At 40.4% G+C, this 15,569-nt stretch carries 19 protein-coding genes; 9 read left to right on the forward strand and 10 right to left on the reverse strand.

What is annotated here, in order from left to right; all coding sequences use genetic code 11:
- Positions 1-143: 143 nt before the first annotated feature.
- The gene (locus N521_RS18255) at positions 144-1,331 is read left to right on the forward strand and encodes a M20 family metallopeptidase (RefSeq protein WP_008348870.1); all 1,188 of its coding nucleotides are present in this window, start codon (positions 144-146) and stop codon (positions 1,329-1,331) included.
- Positions 1,332-1,360: 29 nt separating this feature from the next.
- Here the strand turns inward: N521_RS18255 and N521_RS18260 are convergent, their stop codons facing one another.
- The 3 genes from N521_RS18260 to N521_RS18270 are packed head-to-tail and all read right to left on the reverse strand — an operon-like array spanning position 1,361 to position 4,068.
- Positions 1,361-2,068, reverse strand: a complete 708-nt coding sequence (locus N521_RS18260; RefSeq protein ID WP_025207035.1) for an EcsC family protein — start codon at positions 2,066-2,068, stop codon at positions 1,361-1,363.
- Positions 2,069-2,114: 46 nt separating this feature from the next.
- Complete coding sequence (locus tag N521_RS18265; RefSeq protein WP_017360312.1) at positions 2,115-3,335, reverse strand: ABC transporter permease; 1,221 nt, start codon at positions 3,333-3,335, stop codon at positions 2,115-2,117.
- On the reverse strand, positions 3,328-4,068 hold the full coding sequence (locus N521_RS18270) for an ABC transporter ATP-binding protein (protein WP_008348877.1): 741 nt from the start codon (positions 4,066-4,068) through the stop codon (positions 3,328-3,330). The genes N521_RS18265 and N521_RS18270 overlap by 8 nt, the downstream gene beginning before the upstream one ends.
- A 487-nt stretch (positions 4,069-4,555) precedes the next feature.
- On the opposite strand from N521_RS18270, the gene N521_RS18275 reads away from it, so the two are divergent.
- The 3 genes from N521_RS18275 to N521_RS18285 all read left to right on the forward strand — a co-directional run bounded on the left by N521_RS18275 (position 4,556) and on the right by N521_RS18285 (position 6,866).
- Positions 4,556-4,984, forward strand: a complete 429-nt coding sequence (locus tag N521_RS18275; protein ID WP_008348883.1) for an HIT family protein — start codon at positions 4,556-4,558, stop codon at positions 4,982-4,984.
- A gap of 158 nt (positions 4,985-5,142) precedes the next feature.
- Entirely contained in the window at positions 5,143-6,222 is a 1,080-nt protein-coding gene (serC, locus tag N521_RS18280; RefSeq protein ID WP_035392524.1) for a 3-phosphoserine/phosphohydroxythreonine transaminase, read from the forward strand.
- A 125-nt stretch (positions 6,223-6,347) separates the two neighbouring features.
- Entirely contained in the window at positions 6,348-6,866 is a 519-nt protein-coding gene (locus tag N521_RS18285; protein WP_017360314.1) for a tryptophan transporter, read from the forward strand.
- 254 nt (positions 6,867-7,120) lie between these two features.
- On the opposite strand, the gene N521_RS18290 is transcribed toward N521_RS18285, so the two are convergent.
- Positions 7,121-7,312, reverse strand: a complete 192-nt coding sequence (locus N521_RS18290) for a membrane protein YhzF (RefSeq protein WP_008348888.1) — start codon at positions 7,310-7,312, stop codon at positions 7,121-7,123.
- A gap of 128 nt (positions 7,313-7,440) precedes the next feature.
- Here N521_RS18290 and N521_RS18295 point away from each other — a divergent pair, with 128 nt between their 5' ends.
- Both N521_RS18295 and N521_RS18300 read left to right on the forward strand, forming a co-directional pair.
- Complete coding sequence (locus N521_RS18295; RefSeq protein ID WP_007497160.1) at positions 7,441-7,797, forward strand: YtxH domain-containing protein; 357 nt, start codon at positions 7,441-7,443, stop codon at positions 7,795-7,797.
- 187 nt (positions 7,798-7,984) lie between these two features.
- Positions 7,985-8,599: an HTH-type transcriptional regulator Hpr gene (locus N521_RS18300; RefSeq protein WP_008348891.1), complete on the forward strand. Its 615-nt coding sequence runs from the start codon at positions 7,985-7,987 to the stop codon at positions 8,597-8,599.
- Here the strand turns inward: N521_RS18300 and N521_RS18305 are convergent.
- Entirely contained in the window at positions 8,577-8,921 is a 345-nt protein-coding gene (locus tag N521_RS18305) for a YhaI family protein (protein WP_007497157.1), read from the reverse strand. The two genes, N521_RS18300 and N521_RS18305, sit on opposite strands and share 23 nt — an antisense overlap.
- A gap of 233 nt (positions 8,922-9,154) precedes the next feature.
- Between N521_RS18305 and N521_RS18310 the strand changes: the two genes are divergently transcribed.
- A complete protein-coding gene (locus N521_RS18310; RefSeq protein WP_008348895.1) occupies positions 9,155-9,673 on the forward strand; it encodes a DUF3267 domain-containing protein in 519 nt (172 codons plus the stop codon).
- Positions 9,674-9,755: 82 nt separating this feature from the next.
- Positions 9,756-9,941 (forward strand): hypothetical protein, encoded by a 186-nt coding sequence (locus N521_RS19840; protein ID WP_072368131.1) that lies wholly within the window; start codon positions 9,756-9,758, stop codon positions 9,939-9,941.
- A gap of 53 nt (positions 9,942-9,994) precedes the next feature.
- Here the strand turns inward: N521_RS19840 and N521_RS18315 are convergent, their stop codons facing one another.
- Positions 9,995-10,084, reverse strand: coding sequence for a YjcZ family sporulation protein (locus tag N521_RS18315; protein WP_017360317.1), 90 nt, complete (start codon positions 10,082-10,084; stop codon positions 9,995-9,997).
- 149 nt (positions 10,085-10,233) lie between these two features.
- Positions 10,234-10,320: a YjcZ family sporulation protein gene (locus tag N521_RS19495; RefSeq protein ID WP_008361129.1), complete on the reverse strand. Its 87-nt coding sequence runs from the start codon at positions 10,318-10,320 to the stop codon at positions 10,234-10,236.
- 161 nt (positions 10,321-10,481) lie between these two features.
- Between N521_RS19495 and N521_RS18325 the strand changes: the two genes are divergently transcribed.
- Positions 10,482-11,357, forward strand: coding sequence for a peptidylprolyl isomerase (locus tag N521_RS18325; RefSeq protein ID WP_007497153.1), 876 nt, complete (start codon positions 10,482-10,484; stop codon positions 11,355-11,357).
- A gap of 55 nt (positions 11,358-11,412) precedes the next feature.
- Here N521_RS18325 and N521_RS18330 read toward each other — a convergent pair whose 3' ends face one another.
- The 3 genes from N521_RS18330 to N521_RS18340 form a co-directional block, all read right to left on the reverse strand.
- On the reverse strand, positions 11,413-11,643 hold the full coding sequence (locus N521_RS18330; RefSeq protein WP_017360318.1) for a sporulation YhaL family protein: 231 nt from the start codon (positions 11,641-11,643) through the stop codon (positions 11,413-11,415).
- Positions 11,644-11,751: 108 nt separating this feature from the next.
- Positions 11,752-12,705, reverse strand: coding sequence for a 3'-5' exoribonuclease YhaM (yhaM, locus tag N521_RS18335; RefSeq protein ID WP_007497151.1), 954 nt, complete (start codon positions 12,703-12,705; stop codon positions 11,752-11,754).
- A 62-nt stretch (positions 12,706-12,767) separates the two neighbouring features.
- On the reverse strand, positions 12,768-15,554 hold the full coding sequence (locus tag N521_RS18340; RefSeq protein WP_035392526.1) for an ATP-binding protein: 2,787 nt from the start codon (positions 15,552-15,554) through the stop codon (positions 12,768-12,770).
- Positions 15,555-15,569: the final 15 nt, after the last annotated feature.

The raw sequence follows: 15,569 nt of genomic DNA on the forward strand, positions 1-15,569 counted from the left end.
TCCCCCTTTTTCAAGCTTCATACTTAACCTTCGACTTTTATGTAAAATGACCTTTTCTATCATTCTCGACATCCTCTTCTGTTGAAAGATTCTAACAATTACCATACAATCAGTAAAAGAGCCTAAAGGAGGTTTTCGGATCAATGACAGTATCCACTTTACACAAAAGGATCAATGAACGTCTTGATGAACATTATGAGGAAATGGTTGAAATTAGACGCCATCTCCATATGAATCCAGAACTTTCTTTTCAAGAAGAGGAAACAGCTGCTTACATCGCTCAATATTATGACAGATTACATATCCCAACACGCACACATGTAGGCGGACATGGTGTACTCGCTTTTATTGAAGGAGCTTCCCCTGGACCGACCATTGCACTGAGAGCTGATTTTGATGCACTTCCCATTCATGATGAAAAGGATGTACCTTACCGTTCAACAAAACCTGGCGTCATGCACGCATGCGGTCACGATGGCCACACAGCAACACTTCTCGTCTTAGCGAAGATCTTACATGAGCACCGAGATCAATTAAAAGGAAAAATCGTCCTCATTCATCAACACGCTGAAGAATATGCCCCCGGCGGTGCGAAACCAATGATTGAAGATGGCTGTTTAGACGGTGTTGACGTCATTTTCGGCACCCACCTTTGGTCCTCAGAGCCATGCGGCACTGTTCTTTATAAAAGCGGGAACTTTATGGCAGCGGCCGATCGTTTCTCTATTCAAGTGCAAGGTAAAGGCGGACATGGCGCACAGCCGCACCTGACGAAAGATGCCGTACTCATCGGTTCACAAATTGTAGCCAATCTTCAGCAGGTCGTGGCCCGTAAAGTCAACCCGATTGATTCTGCGGTGGTATCTGTAGGGGGATTTGTCGCTGAAAATGCCTTTAACGTCATTGCAGATTCGGCCGTGCTAACAGGTACTGCACGTTCCTTTGAAGAGAGTGCACGCCATATCATTGAACGTGAAATTGAACAGGTGGTGAAAGGTGTCTGCCACATGCACGATGCCTCTTATACTTATGAATATGTAAGAGGCTATCCTGCAGTCAAAAATCACCCTGCACCAACTGAATATATAGCAGAAATAGCCAAACAGACAGAAGGAGTCACAGAAGTAAAAGAAGCCGAAACCCAAATGGGCGGAGAAGACTTTGCTTACTACCTTCAGCATGTTCCTGGTACTTTCTTCTACACAGGCGCTATGCCAGAAAACAGCCAAGATGTGTATCCACATCACCATCCGAAATTTGATATTAACGAAAACGCAATGCCTGTCGCAGCAAAGGTACTCGCTCATGCCGTCCTTTCCTACGATGAATAAAAAAAAGCCGCTGTTAGGCAGCGGCTTTTCTATTTCAATTCCTTCAACACACGCAAGTGAAACACATGGCGTGCGACTTCACCAAGCTGTCCTGTCAGCTGATGATTTGCCACCCCGCCAACAGCGGCACCGACCACAGGCATTAATTGAAACAGCTTCACAAGGTCAATATAATCTCGATATTCCTGCTGAAAGCTATACCAATCCATTTCTTCCCGGGTTGTTTCCCATTCTTCAATGAGTTTCATCATTTTTTGACGGTGTGCACTGCTTGAAAAGGCGAGTTGAAAAATACAAAGCAAAAAGAGCCTTTCCTCTTTTTGAGACAAGTCAAATCCATATATACAAGCAAGTTCATATAGACATTTCATTTTAATACTCAAAAGTAGAGGGAAATCCGCCATTCCGAGAAACAATCCACCCGCACCTGTGCCAATTCCTTCAATCGCAGCGGCCTTTTGATAATATGTCACCTTTTCCTTTGCCAGCTCATTTCGCTCTACAATAGACAATTGTTCATCAATGACTGTAAATGAAGTAAAATGGCTTCCTGATACGGTGGATTCAACCATTGTTTTCACCGCACTTGTGATGACTTGATGAAATCGAGTAGGGATTCGGCGATTCACTTGCTGCTGAACGCCTTTTGAAAACCGCTCGATCTTGGATGGTTTTCTTAAAAAACGCATTTGAAAAAAAATGGCCTCTTCATACAGTTCCCGTTCAGCTGCATTCATCCCAGTTCCCTCCTTGATGACATCATACACACGCTGTAAAAAATGCTTATCTCATCTTTTTTAATCTGCTTTGTACGTAAGGCTTGAAGAGGACAAGCACAAATACCAATGAAATGAGAAGAGCAAGTCCGCTTCCCTTCCATCCACCTGCTGGGAAAACGGCGGAGCTCAGTAAAATTGACTGGATAATGAGTACATTTCGTACGAGAACAAAAAAGCTTCGATCTTTTTCTTGCTGAGACACAGGATAAAGTGCCTGTAACGACAGATGAGCAAAGTGCTTTGTTAACGGGACAAGCTGTACACCTGTGATAAAGACTGTAAACAAGACAAGTAATGCCCCCACCCAGCCTGCTGCACCTGTATACAAGAGGATGAGCACAAACACGACCGTTAACCTAAACACAAGACCAAAATAGTCATTTGAACGTAAAAACGCCCTCACATACATATAAGAAAAAGCTTTACGCTGTTCATAAGGAACAAACTGCAAGACCCAGTCCATATACGCCCTTCTTTTCACTTGTTTCTTTAAATGAGGGACATCCGTAAATAAGTTTGCCAAGCGGTAAAAACGCTGTTTTCGTTTTAACTCATCAGAAATATGCAATTCCCATTGAAAGGGCTGTTTTTTTACTGCATTTGTTAGATAAATGAGATAGACAGCATATAAAAGATAAAAGACGATGGCAATGGCATAAGCTGCTTGTAAAACGGTATACATTAACATTGTATTGAGCAGAAAACGAATCACTGCATCAATCCATCTGACATGTTTCCCTTGAAAATAAGTGATTCTCCATTGAATTGCTGTATTCAGACCTTTTATTAAGATCATTTGCGCCAAAATGAGCACATATAGCATCAGATCGCCTGAGGAGACAGCCGAATATAGCGGAAGTGCAATAATGGACACGGCAATCAAAGGAAATAACTGAGAAATGAAGCTAAAGTTAAACGCTTGTTTTAAATAAGGGTCCATCTTAGCTTCCAAAGGAAGCATAAACACAAGATCTGCCTCTTTGATCAACGTTCGCACGTAAGAACTAGTCAGTACCAATGAGAAAACAACTGCCATGACCCAATAGGATGGGAAGTGAGCTGGAATATGCTTCAGCCAATTACTGTACCAGCTCGCCCCGCCTGCAAGGAAAAAAATGAGCACAATCACAAGATGATCGTTGAACATATATTTTAAATATTTTCTTGTTTCTTGTACGTGTTCTTCTAATCGTGATTTCCAAATGGTTTGCGTTGTTTTACTCATAGCTTTCTTCCTTTGTTAATTCCAAATAAAGATCATCGAGTGTCGCATCTCTCATGTTGAACTGCTCTCTTAGTTCTGTCAGTGTTCCTTTCGCTCTAATTTCCCCTTCATGCAAAATAATAAAGGAATCACAATAACGTTCCGCTGTGGCTAAAATATGCGTTGACATCAGAACACTTGCGCCGTTTTGTTTCGCCGCATTCATCCGTTCTAATAATGCGTTGATCGCAAGCGGATCAAGCCCTAAAAACGGCTCATCGATAATATACAACTCTGGCTCCACAAGAAACGCACACATAATCATCACCTTCTGCTTCATCCCTTTAGAAAAATGAGCAGGGAACCATTTCAATCGCTTCTCCATTCGGAATTCCTTCAGCAAAGACGGCAGACGTTCTTCTAATTGTTCTTTTGAAAGGCCGTAAGCCATCGCTGTCAGCTCTAAATGCTCTTTTAACGTTAATTCTTCATATAAGACAGGTGTCTCTGGAATAAACGTAAATTGTGAACGATACGCCTCTTGATCTTCTTGAAGGGTTCGTCCGTTCAGCTCAATGACCCCTTTATGAGGTTTCATTAATCCAATAATATGACGAATGGTTGTACTTTTTCCCGCCCCGTTTAAGCCAATGAGACCAACGATTTGGTTTCTTTCTAATTCAAATGAAATATTTTTCAGAACGGGATTCTTTGTATATCCACCCGTTACATCTTTTACAGTTAGAAGGGACATCAGTTCGTTCCTTTCTTTCTTTTTTCCTTTATAGTACCAAAAACGAAAGACAATTTGAAATGTTTACCTATAGACAACTCATGAATAAAACATCGGCATACTGGTCATCATAATGTATGTAGAAGAAATGAACTTGATGACCAATACGTAAATGAGGTGTTTGTTAAAGGCAATAACCGCATGACAAGTTGGTTTTTCATCTAAAAACCTTAGCTTCTGTTTTGCTTCACTGATTCTTGATTTTTGTGTCCTATACAAATATGTATACGACGAACCAAAACGTCAAATGAGGTGTTTACGGCAGAAATAGCAGGCATATGAATTCTTTATTTCAGTAGATAGAGAATTCAAAAGGCATATCAAATGAAAGCATCAGCATTTCTTCTGCAGGAGCAGGATGAGCGACCAAAGGAGTTCGCTTGTCCTGTTTTCTTTTTTGCTTCTTTTTGTGATACGATAAAGGAAAAATAATGAGGAGTGACATGGCGTGAGCGACTGCATTTTTTGCAAGATCATTGATGGAGACATTCCATGTGCAAAAGTATATGAAGACGAGCATGTATTGGCTTTTCTTGATATCAGCCAAGTAACAAAAGGACATACCCTTGTAATCCCGAAAATACATAAAGAAAACATTTATGACATGACACCAGAAGTGTCTAATCATTACTTCCAAGCGATTCCGAAAATTGCTAGAGCGATTAAGCAAGAATTTGAACCAATTGGTTTAAACCTTCTGAACAACAACGGTGAAAAAGCCGGACAATCTGTGTTCCATTACCATATGCACATCATTCCACGTTATGGTAAAGGCGACGGCTTTGGTGCCGTATGGAAATCTCACCAAGATCAATATACATCAGAGGATTTAAAAGACATTTCTTCTGCCATCCATACGCGCCTTACCTCATCTTAATGGATGAGGTTTTTCTTTTTTTCACTTCTTTTCTGTGCTTATCCTCTGAATCGTAAGATATTTAGGACGATTCAAATTTTTTGTCCAAATGCTTCAAATTTGTGATAGGATGGTTTTATCTTTTGATCCATTAACGCGAGAAATAGGGAGAGATTGTGATGAAGCGAACGACGAATTTTAATGCTGGTCCGGCGGCGCTGCCGCTAGAAGTGCTTCAAAAAGCACAGGAAGAACTTGTTGATTTTAAACAAACCGGGATGTCTGTGATGGAACTTTCTCATCGCAGCGGTGAGTATGAAGAAGTCCACAATAAAGCGAAAGCACTCTTGGTAGAATTGATGGACATTCCAGAAGATTATGAGGTCCTCTTTTTACAAGGCGGGGCAAGTCTTCAATTTGCAATGATTCCGATGAACTTCTTACATGAAGGCGAAACGGCTCATTTCATCCAAACAGGTGCTTGGTCAGAGAAAGCCTTGTCAGAAGCAAAAGGATTTGGTGAAACATCAGTGTTTGCCTCAAGTGAAGACGACAACTATTCGTATATTCCAGATGTAGATGCGTCCATTTTAAATGACGGTGCTTACTTGCACATCACATCGAACAATACCATTTTCGGTACTCAGTGGAAAACGTTCCCGAACACGTCACTCCCGCTTATTGCCGACATGTCCAGTGATATTCTCAGCAAAAAAATAGACGTGTCTTCATTTGATTTCATTTATGCCGGGGCACAAAAAAATCTAGGGCCTTCTGGTATCACGATTGTGATCGCGCGCAAACGTTTATTAGAGAAAGAAAAAAGCGGCACACCTAAAATTTTAAAATATTCAACACATGCCAAAGCCAATTCTCTTTATCACACACCACCGACTTTTGCGATTTATATGCTGTCCCTTGTCCTGGAGCATGTGAAACAGGCAGGCGGCGTAGAAGCAGCAGAAAAACGCAATGAACAAAAAGCAGCGCTTCTGTATGATACGATTGATCAAAGCGGCGGTTTTTACAAAGGACATGCACGTGCTGATAGCCGTTCGCATATGAATGTCACGTTTACCCTTCGTGATGATGCACTCACTGCATCCTTTGTGGAGAAAGCAAAACAAGAACAAATGGTTGGACTCGCCGGCCACCGTTCTGTTGGCGGATGCAGAGCCTCGATTTACAACGCCGTCTCTATAGAAGACTGCCAAAAGCTTGCGGACTTTATGAAAAAGTTCCAGCAAGAAAATGAGTAAAAAGGCTTTTCTATCGTGAAATAAATTTGTTATAATAACGAGAAATATAAAGTCATGACTCTTGCAATAAATGATCAGCCATATTATTGGAGAGTTCTAAGAGCTTAGCAGAGGAGAGCATAGAAATGAAAACAAAAGAATTAGTGATTATGTCATTGCTTGCAGCAATGGGAGCTGTTTTGCATACGATTTTCCCGCCCATCTTTTTCGGAATGAAACCTGATATGATGCTGGTCATGATGTTTTTAAGCATCATCCTTTTTCCGAAGGTACAGCATGTCGTTGTGATCGCCCTAGTCACTGGGGTCATTTCCGCTTTGACAACAGGTTTTCCAGGCGGACAAATTCCAAATATGATTGATAAACCGGTGACAGCCTTTATCTTCTTAGCCCTTTTCTTATCTTGCCTGAAGATCAAGAACAAAGTCGTTCTGACCGCTGTACTCACCGCTGTTGGGACCGTCGTATCGGGCGTGATTTTCCTATCTGCCGCTTTACTGATTACTGGACTGCCGGCTGCGTTACCAGCACTTCTTGTAGGTGTTGTCTTGCCAGCAACTGTGATCAATACGATAGCTATGGTATTTGTCTTCCCGATTGCTCAGTCCATATTAAAGCGCGCAAGAATGATTGAAGTCGCTTAACGAATAACTGAACCTCTTCATTAGATGAAGAGGTTTTTTTCATATTGTTGACAAAGGGCTAAAATGATTCTTTATTTTAGCCCTTTGTCTTCTTTTCAGCATGATTGAAAGCCCTTGAAGTCTAGGAAGGACGAGTACTGGCGCGGAGCGAATTTGACATTCGTGAGCACCTGCACGCAGGACTGACAACGAATGCGAGGGTTTGTCTACATGCTGGAACCTCTTCATCAAATGAAGAGGTTTTTTTCATGCTTCTATAAAAGAAAAAGGGTAAGCAGCAAAATGGAGAGCGAAATCCCTGCACCTGCAGCACACACAATTGCTTTTTGTCTTAATACATGTTTTGGCGGATAAGACCCTGCATACCCAAGCTGCCTTACATAATGAATAGAACCACCTGCGAAAATCACACACATACACGTAAAAACGAACAGAAAGACAGACAACCTTCTCCCCTCCCTTTTCTTCAAAAGTATGCTAAAATAAAGCAAGCTATGTATGGAAGTTCAATGAAGCTGATCGTCAGCTCAGAGAGAACATGCGAATGTGTAAAATTTGACTAGAGGTGATTGGAATGGCTAGTGGACGTTCTTTATTAACAGGATTATTTGTAGGCGGTCTCCTCGGAGGTGCGGCAGTGCTCCTGACGACTCCCTCTTCTGGCAGAGATGTACGCGGAAAGATGAAAGACGGCTATGACAAATTCGAAGATACGCTGACAAGATTAAAAAGAGATGGACAAGCTTTAAAAGAGCAGATTGTTGAAACCGCAAAAGAAAGTGCTGAGGTCATTAAAGAGGTCGGAACTGAATTGCAAACATCCATTCAGCAATGGCGCGAGGAAATCAAACCTCATCAGCAGGACTTACAAAAGGAAATTCAGGAAATTGAGGAAAAGCTCAAACAACTGGAGAAAACCTTACAAAACTAATATACTCACAAAAAAATATTCGTTTACAAAAGTGTGCGGGGTGCGTATCCCGCACTTTTTTTGTTGAAAAAAGGTTATTTTGTCAATGTTTTTCATGACTTTTAAAAATTCTTGAATTTTCAGCTTTATTAATCTTTATTTTATTGGCATAATAGAATTACAAGAAAAAGAGAAGTAGGTGAAATGGATGAATCATTCGGAACAGCCTTTCGATGTAAAAGAAGCACTTTTATTCAGTCAAAGAATGGCCCAATTGAGCAAAGCTCTTTGGAAATCCATTGAAAAGGACTGGCAGCAGTGGATCAAACCGTATAACCTAAATATCAATGAACATCATATTTTGTGGATTGCGTATCAATTAAAAGGAGCTTCAATATCAGAAATTGCAAAGTTTGGCGTCATGCATGTATCAACGGCGTTTAACTTCTCTAAAAAATTAGAGGAAAGAGGATTTTTAAAATTTTCTAAAAAGTTAAACGATAAACGCAATACGTATATTGAACTAACGCCAAAAGGCGAAGAGACATTCCATAAACTACTCGAAGATTACGACCCGGCCCGAACTGGTATTGTCAAAGGCGCACAGCCGCTTCATGACATTTACGGAAAGTTCCCTGAAATTTTAGAAATGATGTGTATTATCCGAAACATTTATGGTGAGGATTTCATGGAGATTTTTGAGAAATCGTTTTCAAACATTGAGAAGGACTTTTTGAATGAACGTGGGAAAGTCACGAAAAAGCCTGAAGAACTTGAAGACTCAGCAGAGGAAAAAGCGGCTAAAGCAAATCAAATTGTTTAATGATCTTTATAAATTCATTCATTAACGGCTGAAACAGCCCTTGATCATGCAAAGCAAAAATCGTCTCATGAACATCCAGCTTTTCAATTAACTGTCCCGCAAACAGCGCAAGGAGATCGTCGAACATGACGTAGCCTTGTGCTTTTTGCTTGTCCATTTCATCTGAGAGCTCAGCACAAATACGCTCAATGTCCTTTGCCTCTTCTTTCGATACACGCTGCCGGATCAATAGCGCATAATATGGATAACGGCTCATATCTGTCGCCGTCAGTAACAGTTCCATATAATATTCGAGCTGGCTCATTCGTTCCTCAATACTCATGTACGTTCCCTCTTTCTCTTAGTCACTCTATTTTAGCCGAAATTACTCATTGACGAAAGAGACGAACCTCCCTCTTATGTCTTTTTTTCTTGAAAACCCAAAGTTTCCTCTCTTTATTCCATATGAATGTAACAATTTATTTTTTTTCTTGAAAACCATTGATTTTTATCCTCAGGAAGAGTAAATTATCTTGAGATATTCAATTAGTTTTTTTGAGATTGGAAGGATGAAAAATGAATTGTTGGAAGACCATTAATCTTGAAAAGGATTATGGTTATACGAGAATGATGATTTCAGCCATATGTCTGACTGTATTTTTTTTCATTATGGCATTTTTATGTTTTCAACTGACTCATCCTGAAACGAGGCTCAGCAGTCACAATGCACCGCTTTTTATCGTGCTTTTACTTGCGACATTGCTTGTCCACCGCGTGGTTCACTTGATCCCAGTCATGAAACATAAGAAAAAAATGACGTTATTTAAACGAAATTGCTGGCAGCGCGTGCCTAAGAGAGTGATGCTTTTCTCACTGCTCAGCCCGTTTTGTGTCATCTCACCTGTTTACTTTGTTTTAGGAATGGCATTTCCAATGTACGCACACTATTTTATCATGATCGCAAGTATTCATGCAGGCTATTGTTTGCCTGACTTTTTATTTGCTTGGAAACTGCTAAAAGCGCCAAAATCATGCATCATTGATCAAGCCCAAGACGAGTTTGATATTTTAGTTGACCCAACTTCCTCATCATGAGGTTTTTAAAGCCAACTTCTATCTTTTTCATAAAAAATTTGGTAATGTAGTATGGGAATAGCATAGAGAGGGGGGATCTCCGATAGTTTTATTTTACTTCATCGTCTTTGCCGCGTTTATTGTGTATTCAATAAACAGGCTTACTAATACATTATGCCTTGTCAGAGAGATTCCTGAAGAACGGCAAGATAAGGTGTTTCGCTTTATCAATGTATCGATACTGATCTTACTGATCTCATCATTTGTTGAAATTACCATATCTATTTAAGATCAAAGCAAAAGCTGCCTGTTTGATGGCAGCTTTTTGTGTATGATGATCTATTAGCAAATCCAAGATGCACCGATAATGATCAATAAGATGAATAATACGACGACTAGTGCAAAACCGCCAGCAAAGACTTCTCCTCCCATGTGAAAACACCTCCTGCCAGTTCTTCCTCTGTTCTAAGCTCAGTGTATGCAGAAAATTTTAAAACGTTTAGGCACTTGTCATCGTTTTAAAAAAGAACCGCCCGCACGCACGCATGGCAGGACGGCTCCTTTCTGTAACAGCGATTTAATTAATAAAGATATGCTGCACCAACGATGATCAGCAAAATGAATAGCACGACCAATAAAGCAAACCCATTAGAATATCCTGCTCCCATATAATTCAGCCTCCTTTTTGTGATCAATATATGTGTATGTTGGTCGCAAAAATTTGACTAGACGAATGCCCTCCCATTTGCATTTCTTTTTACAGCATGTCACAATATGTTATGATACAAGCAATGATAAATAAATTGGAAAGATTAGGAGTGTTTTTTGAATGAAAAAAATGGCTTTAGCAGCTGTAACAGCAGTAAGTGTTTTAACTCTTGGCGCATGCAGTAGCGGTGACAAAGAAGTGATCGCAACAACAAAATCAGGAGATGTCACAAAAGAAGAGCTTTACACAACACTTAAAAAACAAGCAGGTGGAGATGCTTTAAACCTACTTGTTCAACAAAAGGTTCTTGCTGACAAATACAAAGTATCAGATAAAGAAATTGATAAGAAATTGGAAGAATATAAAAAGACACTTGGTGAAGATCGTTTAAAACAACTTCAAGATGAATTCGGAAAAGATTACATCAAAGATCAAGTAAAATATGAGCTGCTGACTCAAAAGGCTGCCAAAGCTAACATCAAAATCACTGACAAAGAAGTAAAAGCGTATTACGATGACCTAAAAGGGAAAATCCGTGCAAGCCACATTTTAGTTGCTGACAAGAAAACAGCAGATGAAGTAGAAAAGAAATTAGATAAAGGCGAAAAATGGGATGACCTTGTATCTGAATATTCAACTGACACTGCTTCAGCAGCACAAGGCGGCGATGTAGGCTGGTTCGCAAAAGATGGCCAAATGGATGAGAACTTCAGTAAAGCTGCCTTCAAACTAAAAGTAAATGAAATCAGCAAACCAGTAAAATCTCAATTTGGTTACCATATCATTAAAAAGACCGAAGAACGCGGTAAATACGATGACATGAAAGCAGACTTGAAAAAAGAACTGCTTGATCAAAAACAAGCAGATAACAATGAAATTCAGACGATCTTAAACAAATTGGTGAAAGATGCTGATGTGAAAGTAAAAGATAAAGAACTTGAAAATACATTCAAAGAAAAATCTGAGCAAACCACACAACAAACAACAAACCAATAATGAACGAAAAACCCCTCTACATGAACTTGTAGAGGGGTTTTTTTATTCTTATTGATTATGCAATCGAATGGTCCTCATGCTTCGCCGTTTCCTGTGATCGTTTCATTTGCTGTCCTTGACGTCTACGCTCTCTCTCCTGCTCCATTCGTTCGATAAAGATTTCTCCCTCTTTTTCAATAAAGGATTGATCAATCTCTTGCTCCTCTTTGGCTGTCGTCATTAATTTATAGGCACAAAAAATAATGCCAATGATACATGCATATACCCACCATGGAAAAAATAACATTGTCTTCCCCTCCTTTTTCAGGACTAATCTCTCTTCCTTTGTGTTACATGCTTATGCGAAAAGAAGACAAGTTATGAAAAAAAACGCCCGCATCAAACGGGCGTTTTATCATGATGATTCATTGTGAAAGGTTGGTTTATAAAACGAACGATTCTCTAGTGCAAAAATACGCTCTGTATATTCTCCTGGCTTCACATGCTCAAGCGCACGATCCATCATGTTCATTTTTGCATCTAAATTATCTATATAGTGGAGAATTTCGGCTTCCTTCACCATTGGTGGTTTAGGACTGCCCCACTCCCCTTTTCCATGATGACTCAGCACTAAATGCTGCAGAATCAGAATTTCCTCAGAATCAATGCCAAGCTCCTCTGCGGCTTTCGCAATTTCTGTCACCATAATAGAAATGTGGCCAATTAAGTTCCCTTCTACTGTATATGTGGTGGAGACAGGACCCGAAAGCTCTTTGACTTTCCCTAAATCATGTAGAATGATCCCTGAATATAAAAGATCTCGATCTAGTGATGGGTATAGATCAACAATGGATTTCGCTAAATGAAGCATCGATACCACGTGATAGGCAAGACCCGAAACAAACTCGTGATGGTTTTTCGTAGCTGCTGGGTAATCAGCGAATTCCTGTCCATATTTCTTCAGCAAATGTCTTGTGACACGCTGAATATTAGGGTTTTTCATATCAAAAATATATTGCATGATGGTATCCATCATATCGTGCTTTGGAATAGGAGCTGTTTCTAGAAAATCATCAATGCGGATTTGCTCGTTTTCAGCAACAGGACGTATATTCCTAAGCTTCAGCTGATTCCTTCCGCGATAATGATGAATATCACCTACTACCTTCACAATGGTTTGCGCAGCATATGTGAGTTCATCATTCTGCTTTGCATCCCATAGCTTCGCCTCAATATCTCCACTTTGATCTTGAAGAATTAACGTTAAAAATGGTTTGCCATTACTCGCAATCCCTTTAGTAGATGATTTAATTAATAAATGCAGGTCAACTTGTTCGCCGACGTCATAGGTCATGATCCCTTTAGCCATTCAATAAATGCTCCTTCCATGTTTCTGCTCATATAAGTATAACATAAGTCATAATTTGTCAATCATTCCACTACTAAACTCGTAATCTGCCCGTCTTCCGCTGCTTGTTTCATATAATGATGACAAGTGAAATAAAACAGCTGTGATTCAAAACGAGTGAGTTCACTCATCAGCTCCAGCACCCTGTCTAGACGGACATGATCAAAGTGAACGAAACTGTCATCCATCATAAATGGGAGCTGACACTCTTGCTGGTGGGACAAAGCAAGTGCAAAACGAATCGAGAGATAAATCTGCTCACATGTTGCTTGTGAAAGCTCCTCCGGGCGGAATAGGCGTCCATCCCTCCGTTTCACAATCAGCCGGTCATCTTCGGCAGAAAATAAAATCACTTCATAACGATCATTCGTCAACGGCTGAATAAATCGGGAAGCTGTTTGGAGGAGTGCTGGTAGCCTCGTTTCTTTATGCTCATTGAGTTTCTCTCGAATGACGGAACGAACGAGCTGAATAGCCGCCCATTTTTTCGCTAGATGCTTTGCCTGCTCCTGCTCTACAGCAAGCTGATGAGTCAAATCAGACACCGTACCTGATGCTTCTATTTGGCGTATTTCTACTGCTAATTCTGCCAAGCGTCTTTTCATATTCGTCACATTCTCTTGCATGTCATTCAGACGCCTTTTTGCTTGTGCACACTGCTCCTCAAGGGTGCGTAAACCTTTACGGACAATGACCTCTTCCTCATCTATATAACCGCTTTTGTGCAGCTCTTGGTTCAGCTGCTGCAAATTGTACAGCCGCTCCCGGTATTCTTTGGATAGATGAGATAGGACATGATAATCTTCTTTTGACGCTGCTTCTACTTTTCGAAAAAGCTCGTCCGTTTGTTTTTCATAATATTGAACTTCTCCTTCTAATGTTGTCAGCTGGTGCTCTACATGCTGAATGGATACGTGCAATGTCTGACGTTCTTTTTCTCTTTTTTCCTCATCTTTCAATATCTCTTGAAAGGCTGAGATATTCTCTTGAATGGTCCCTTCTTTTCTTTGAAGGAGACTCATGAGCGCTGAAACTCTTTGCTCGTAGGTCGATTGCTGCTGTGTGAGCATCTCTATTTCCTTGTTAAGCGCCTCATATGCCGCTGTATTCGCTTTTAATTGTTTCAAGATATGGAAAGCTTCCACAAGGAATGAGAGCTCTGAGGACAAACCCAGCTGCCTTCTCATATCTTCTACTTGCTGCTGTACAGGTTCCAGTTCCCGCTCCCAGTCTTCATATTGCTGTATCATTCTTTCGTATAAAAGCTCCTTTTGCTTCACTAGCGTTTCAGCTGAAGCTGTTTGAACTTGAAAAGAATGATAGGCGTTACTGTCGTTTGCTTCCTTCATCTGAGTCTGTTTAAGCACTGGATAAATAGCAATCAAGATAAATACGGAAAATCCTGCAAACAGTAACGTCACCCAGCTCTCTGCTAAAACGAATAAGACCGTGAGAATGACAGCACATAGCACGAACATCAGCGGGAATAACCACACTCTGGAATGATTCTGTTTCACTGTAGCCCTTGTGCCCCTGACATCTTCTGCATCTTGCTCTTTAACGGGCTGTTCCTTTAATCCTTTTAGAGCGGTTTCCGCTTCTTCCAGCTCATGTCTTGCATGATCAAACCGGTCATCGAGCTGTGTTTTCCTATCCATTAAACGAACGTATTGGCTCACAGCCTCTTTTAATTCCCACTCAAAGTCAAGTGAATCATCCAGCTGGTCAAGCTTGATTGGACGCTGCCACTTCAGCTTCGCTGATGCTTCTTCTATTTTTTGTTTCAAAGAATTCTGCTCTGTTTTCCCTTCTGCTAAGCGTTTCTTCACAAGTTCAGCATCAGATGATTCAGCTATGACCTGCTTCATCTCCAATACCGTATCCTTGTCATAGAGTGGCTGAACTTGCGTGAGCGACGTTTGCAAATGATCTAATTTTTGTTTCAGTGCCGTCAATTGCGCCTTTTTTGGGTGAAGGTGTGATTCTAATTTATCAAGTTCATGCGCGGTTTCCGGTCTAAACCGTTTGACTCGTTCTGGATAACTAGCCAAATCTTTTTTTAACTCTATCTTTTTTTCTATCATAGGATAAAGTCGAATATGTTCAGTCAAATGCCGAATCTCTTTTTCAGTCTGTCTCATTTCATGCTGAAGCATTTCTACCTTCTCGGTTAATTCAGCTTGTTCTTTTTTCTTTTCGGTATAACGACTTTCTACCAATTTGGTCTGTTTCAACTTACCTGACAGCTCTTTTACATGATCAAGCTGCTGATTTAATTCAGGCTTACGTCCATTCGGTTTAAAAAGCTGCTCCTGCTGTTTTAGTAGCCTGCTGTCCATTTTAGATGCCGCATCTGAGCCAAACAAACTTGAAAAGAGTAGAAATTCCCCTATTTGATCTTGATTTAATGCTTGTACATTTTGCAGACCAAACACGTCAAAAGAATAGATCGATTGGTATAATCTGCGATCCGTTCCCTTTAACATCGCATGTAGAAACGCTTCATCTTTCACTTCACCATTTGGCAGCAACACCTGAGCTTGGCCGCCATGATCAGATGTTCTTTCAATATGAATCACACCTAATTCCTCATCTAAACATGTAAGAGACCCGCCATAAAATGAGCCATGCTTCGGCTTATACATATGGCTTTTGGAAAAACCAAATAACATCGATTCAGTAAACGCCTTCAATGTCGTTTTCCCCGATTCATTCAGGCCATAAACTAACTGAAAACCGTCATCAGAAAAGTGGAAGGTTTGATTGGAAAATTTCCCGAAATTCGCAATATGGAGTGAACGTATTTTCATCATGCCTCTCCTTTT

The sequence above is a fragment of the Bacillus sp. UNC125MFCrub1.1 genome (genome assembly GCF_000701305.1).
In the GTDB taxonomy this organism is placed as follows: domain Bacteria; phylum Bacillota; class Bacilli; order Bacillales; family Bacillaceae; genus Bacillus; species Bacillus altitudinis.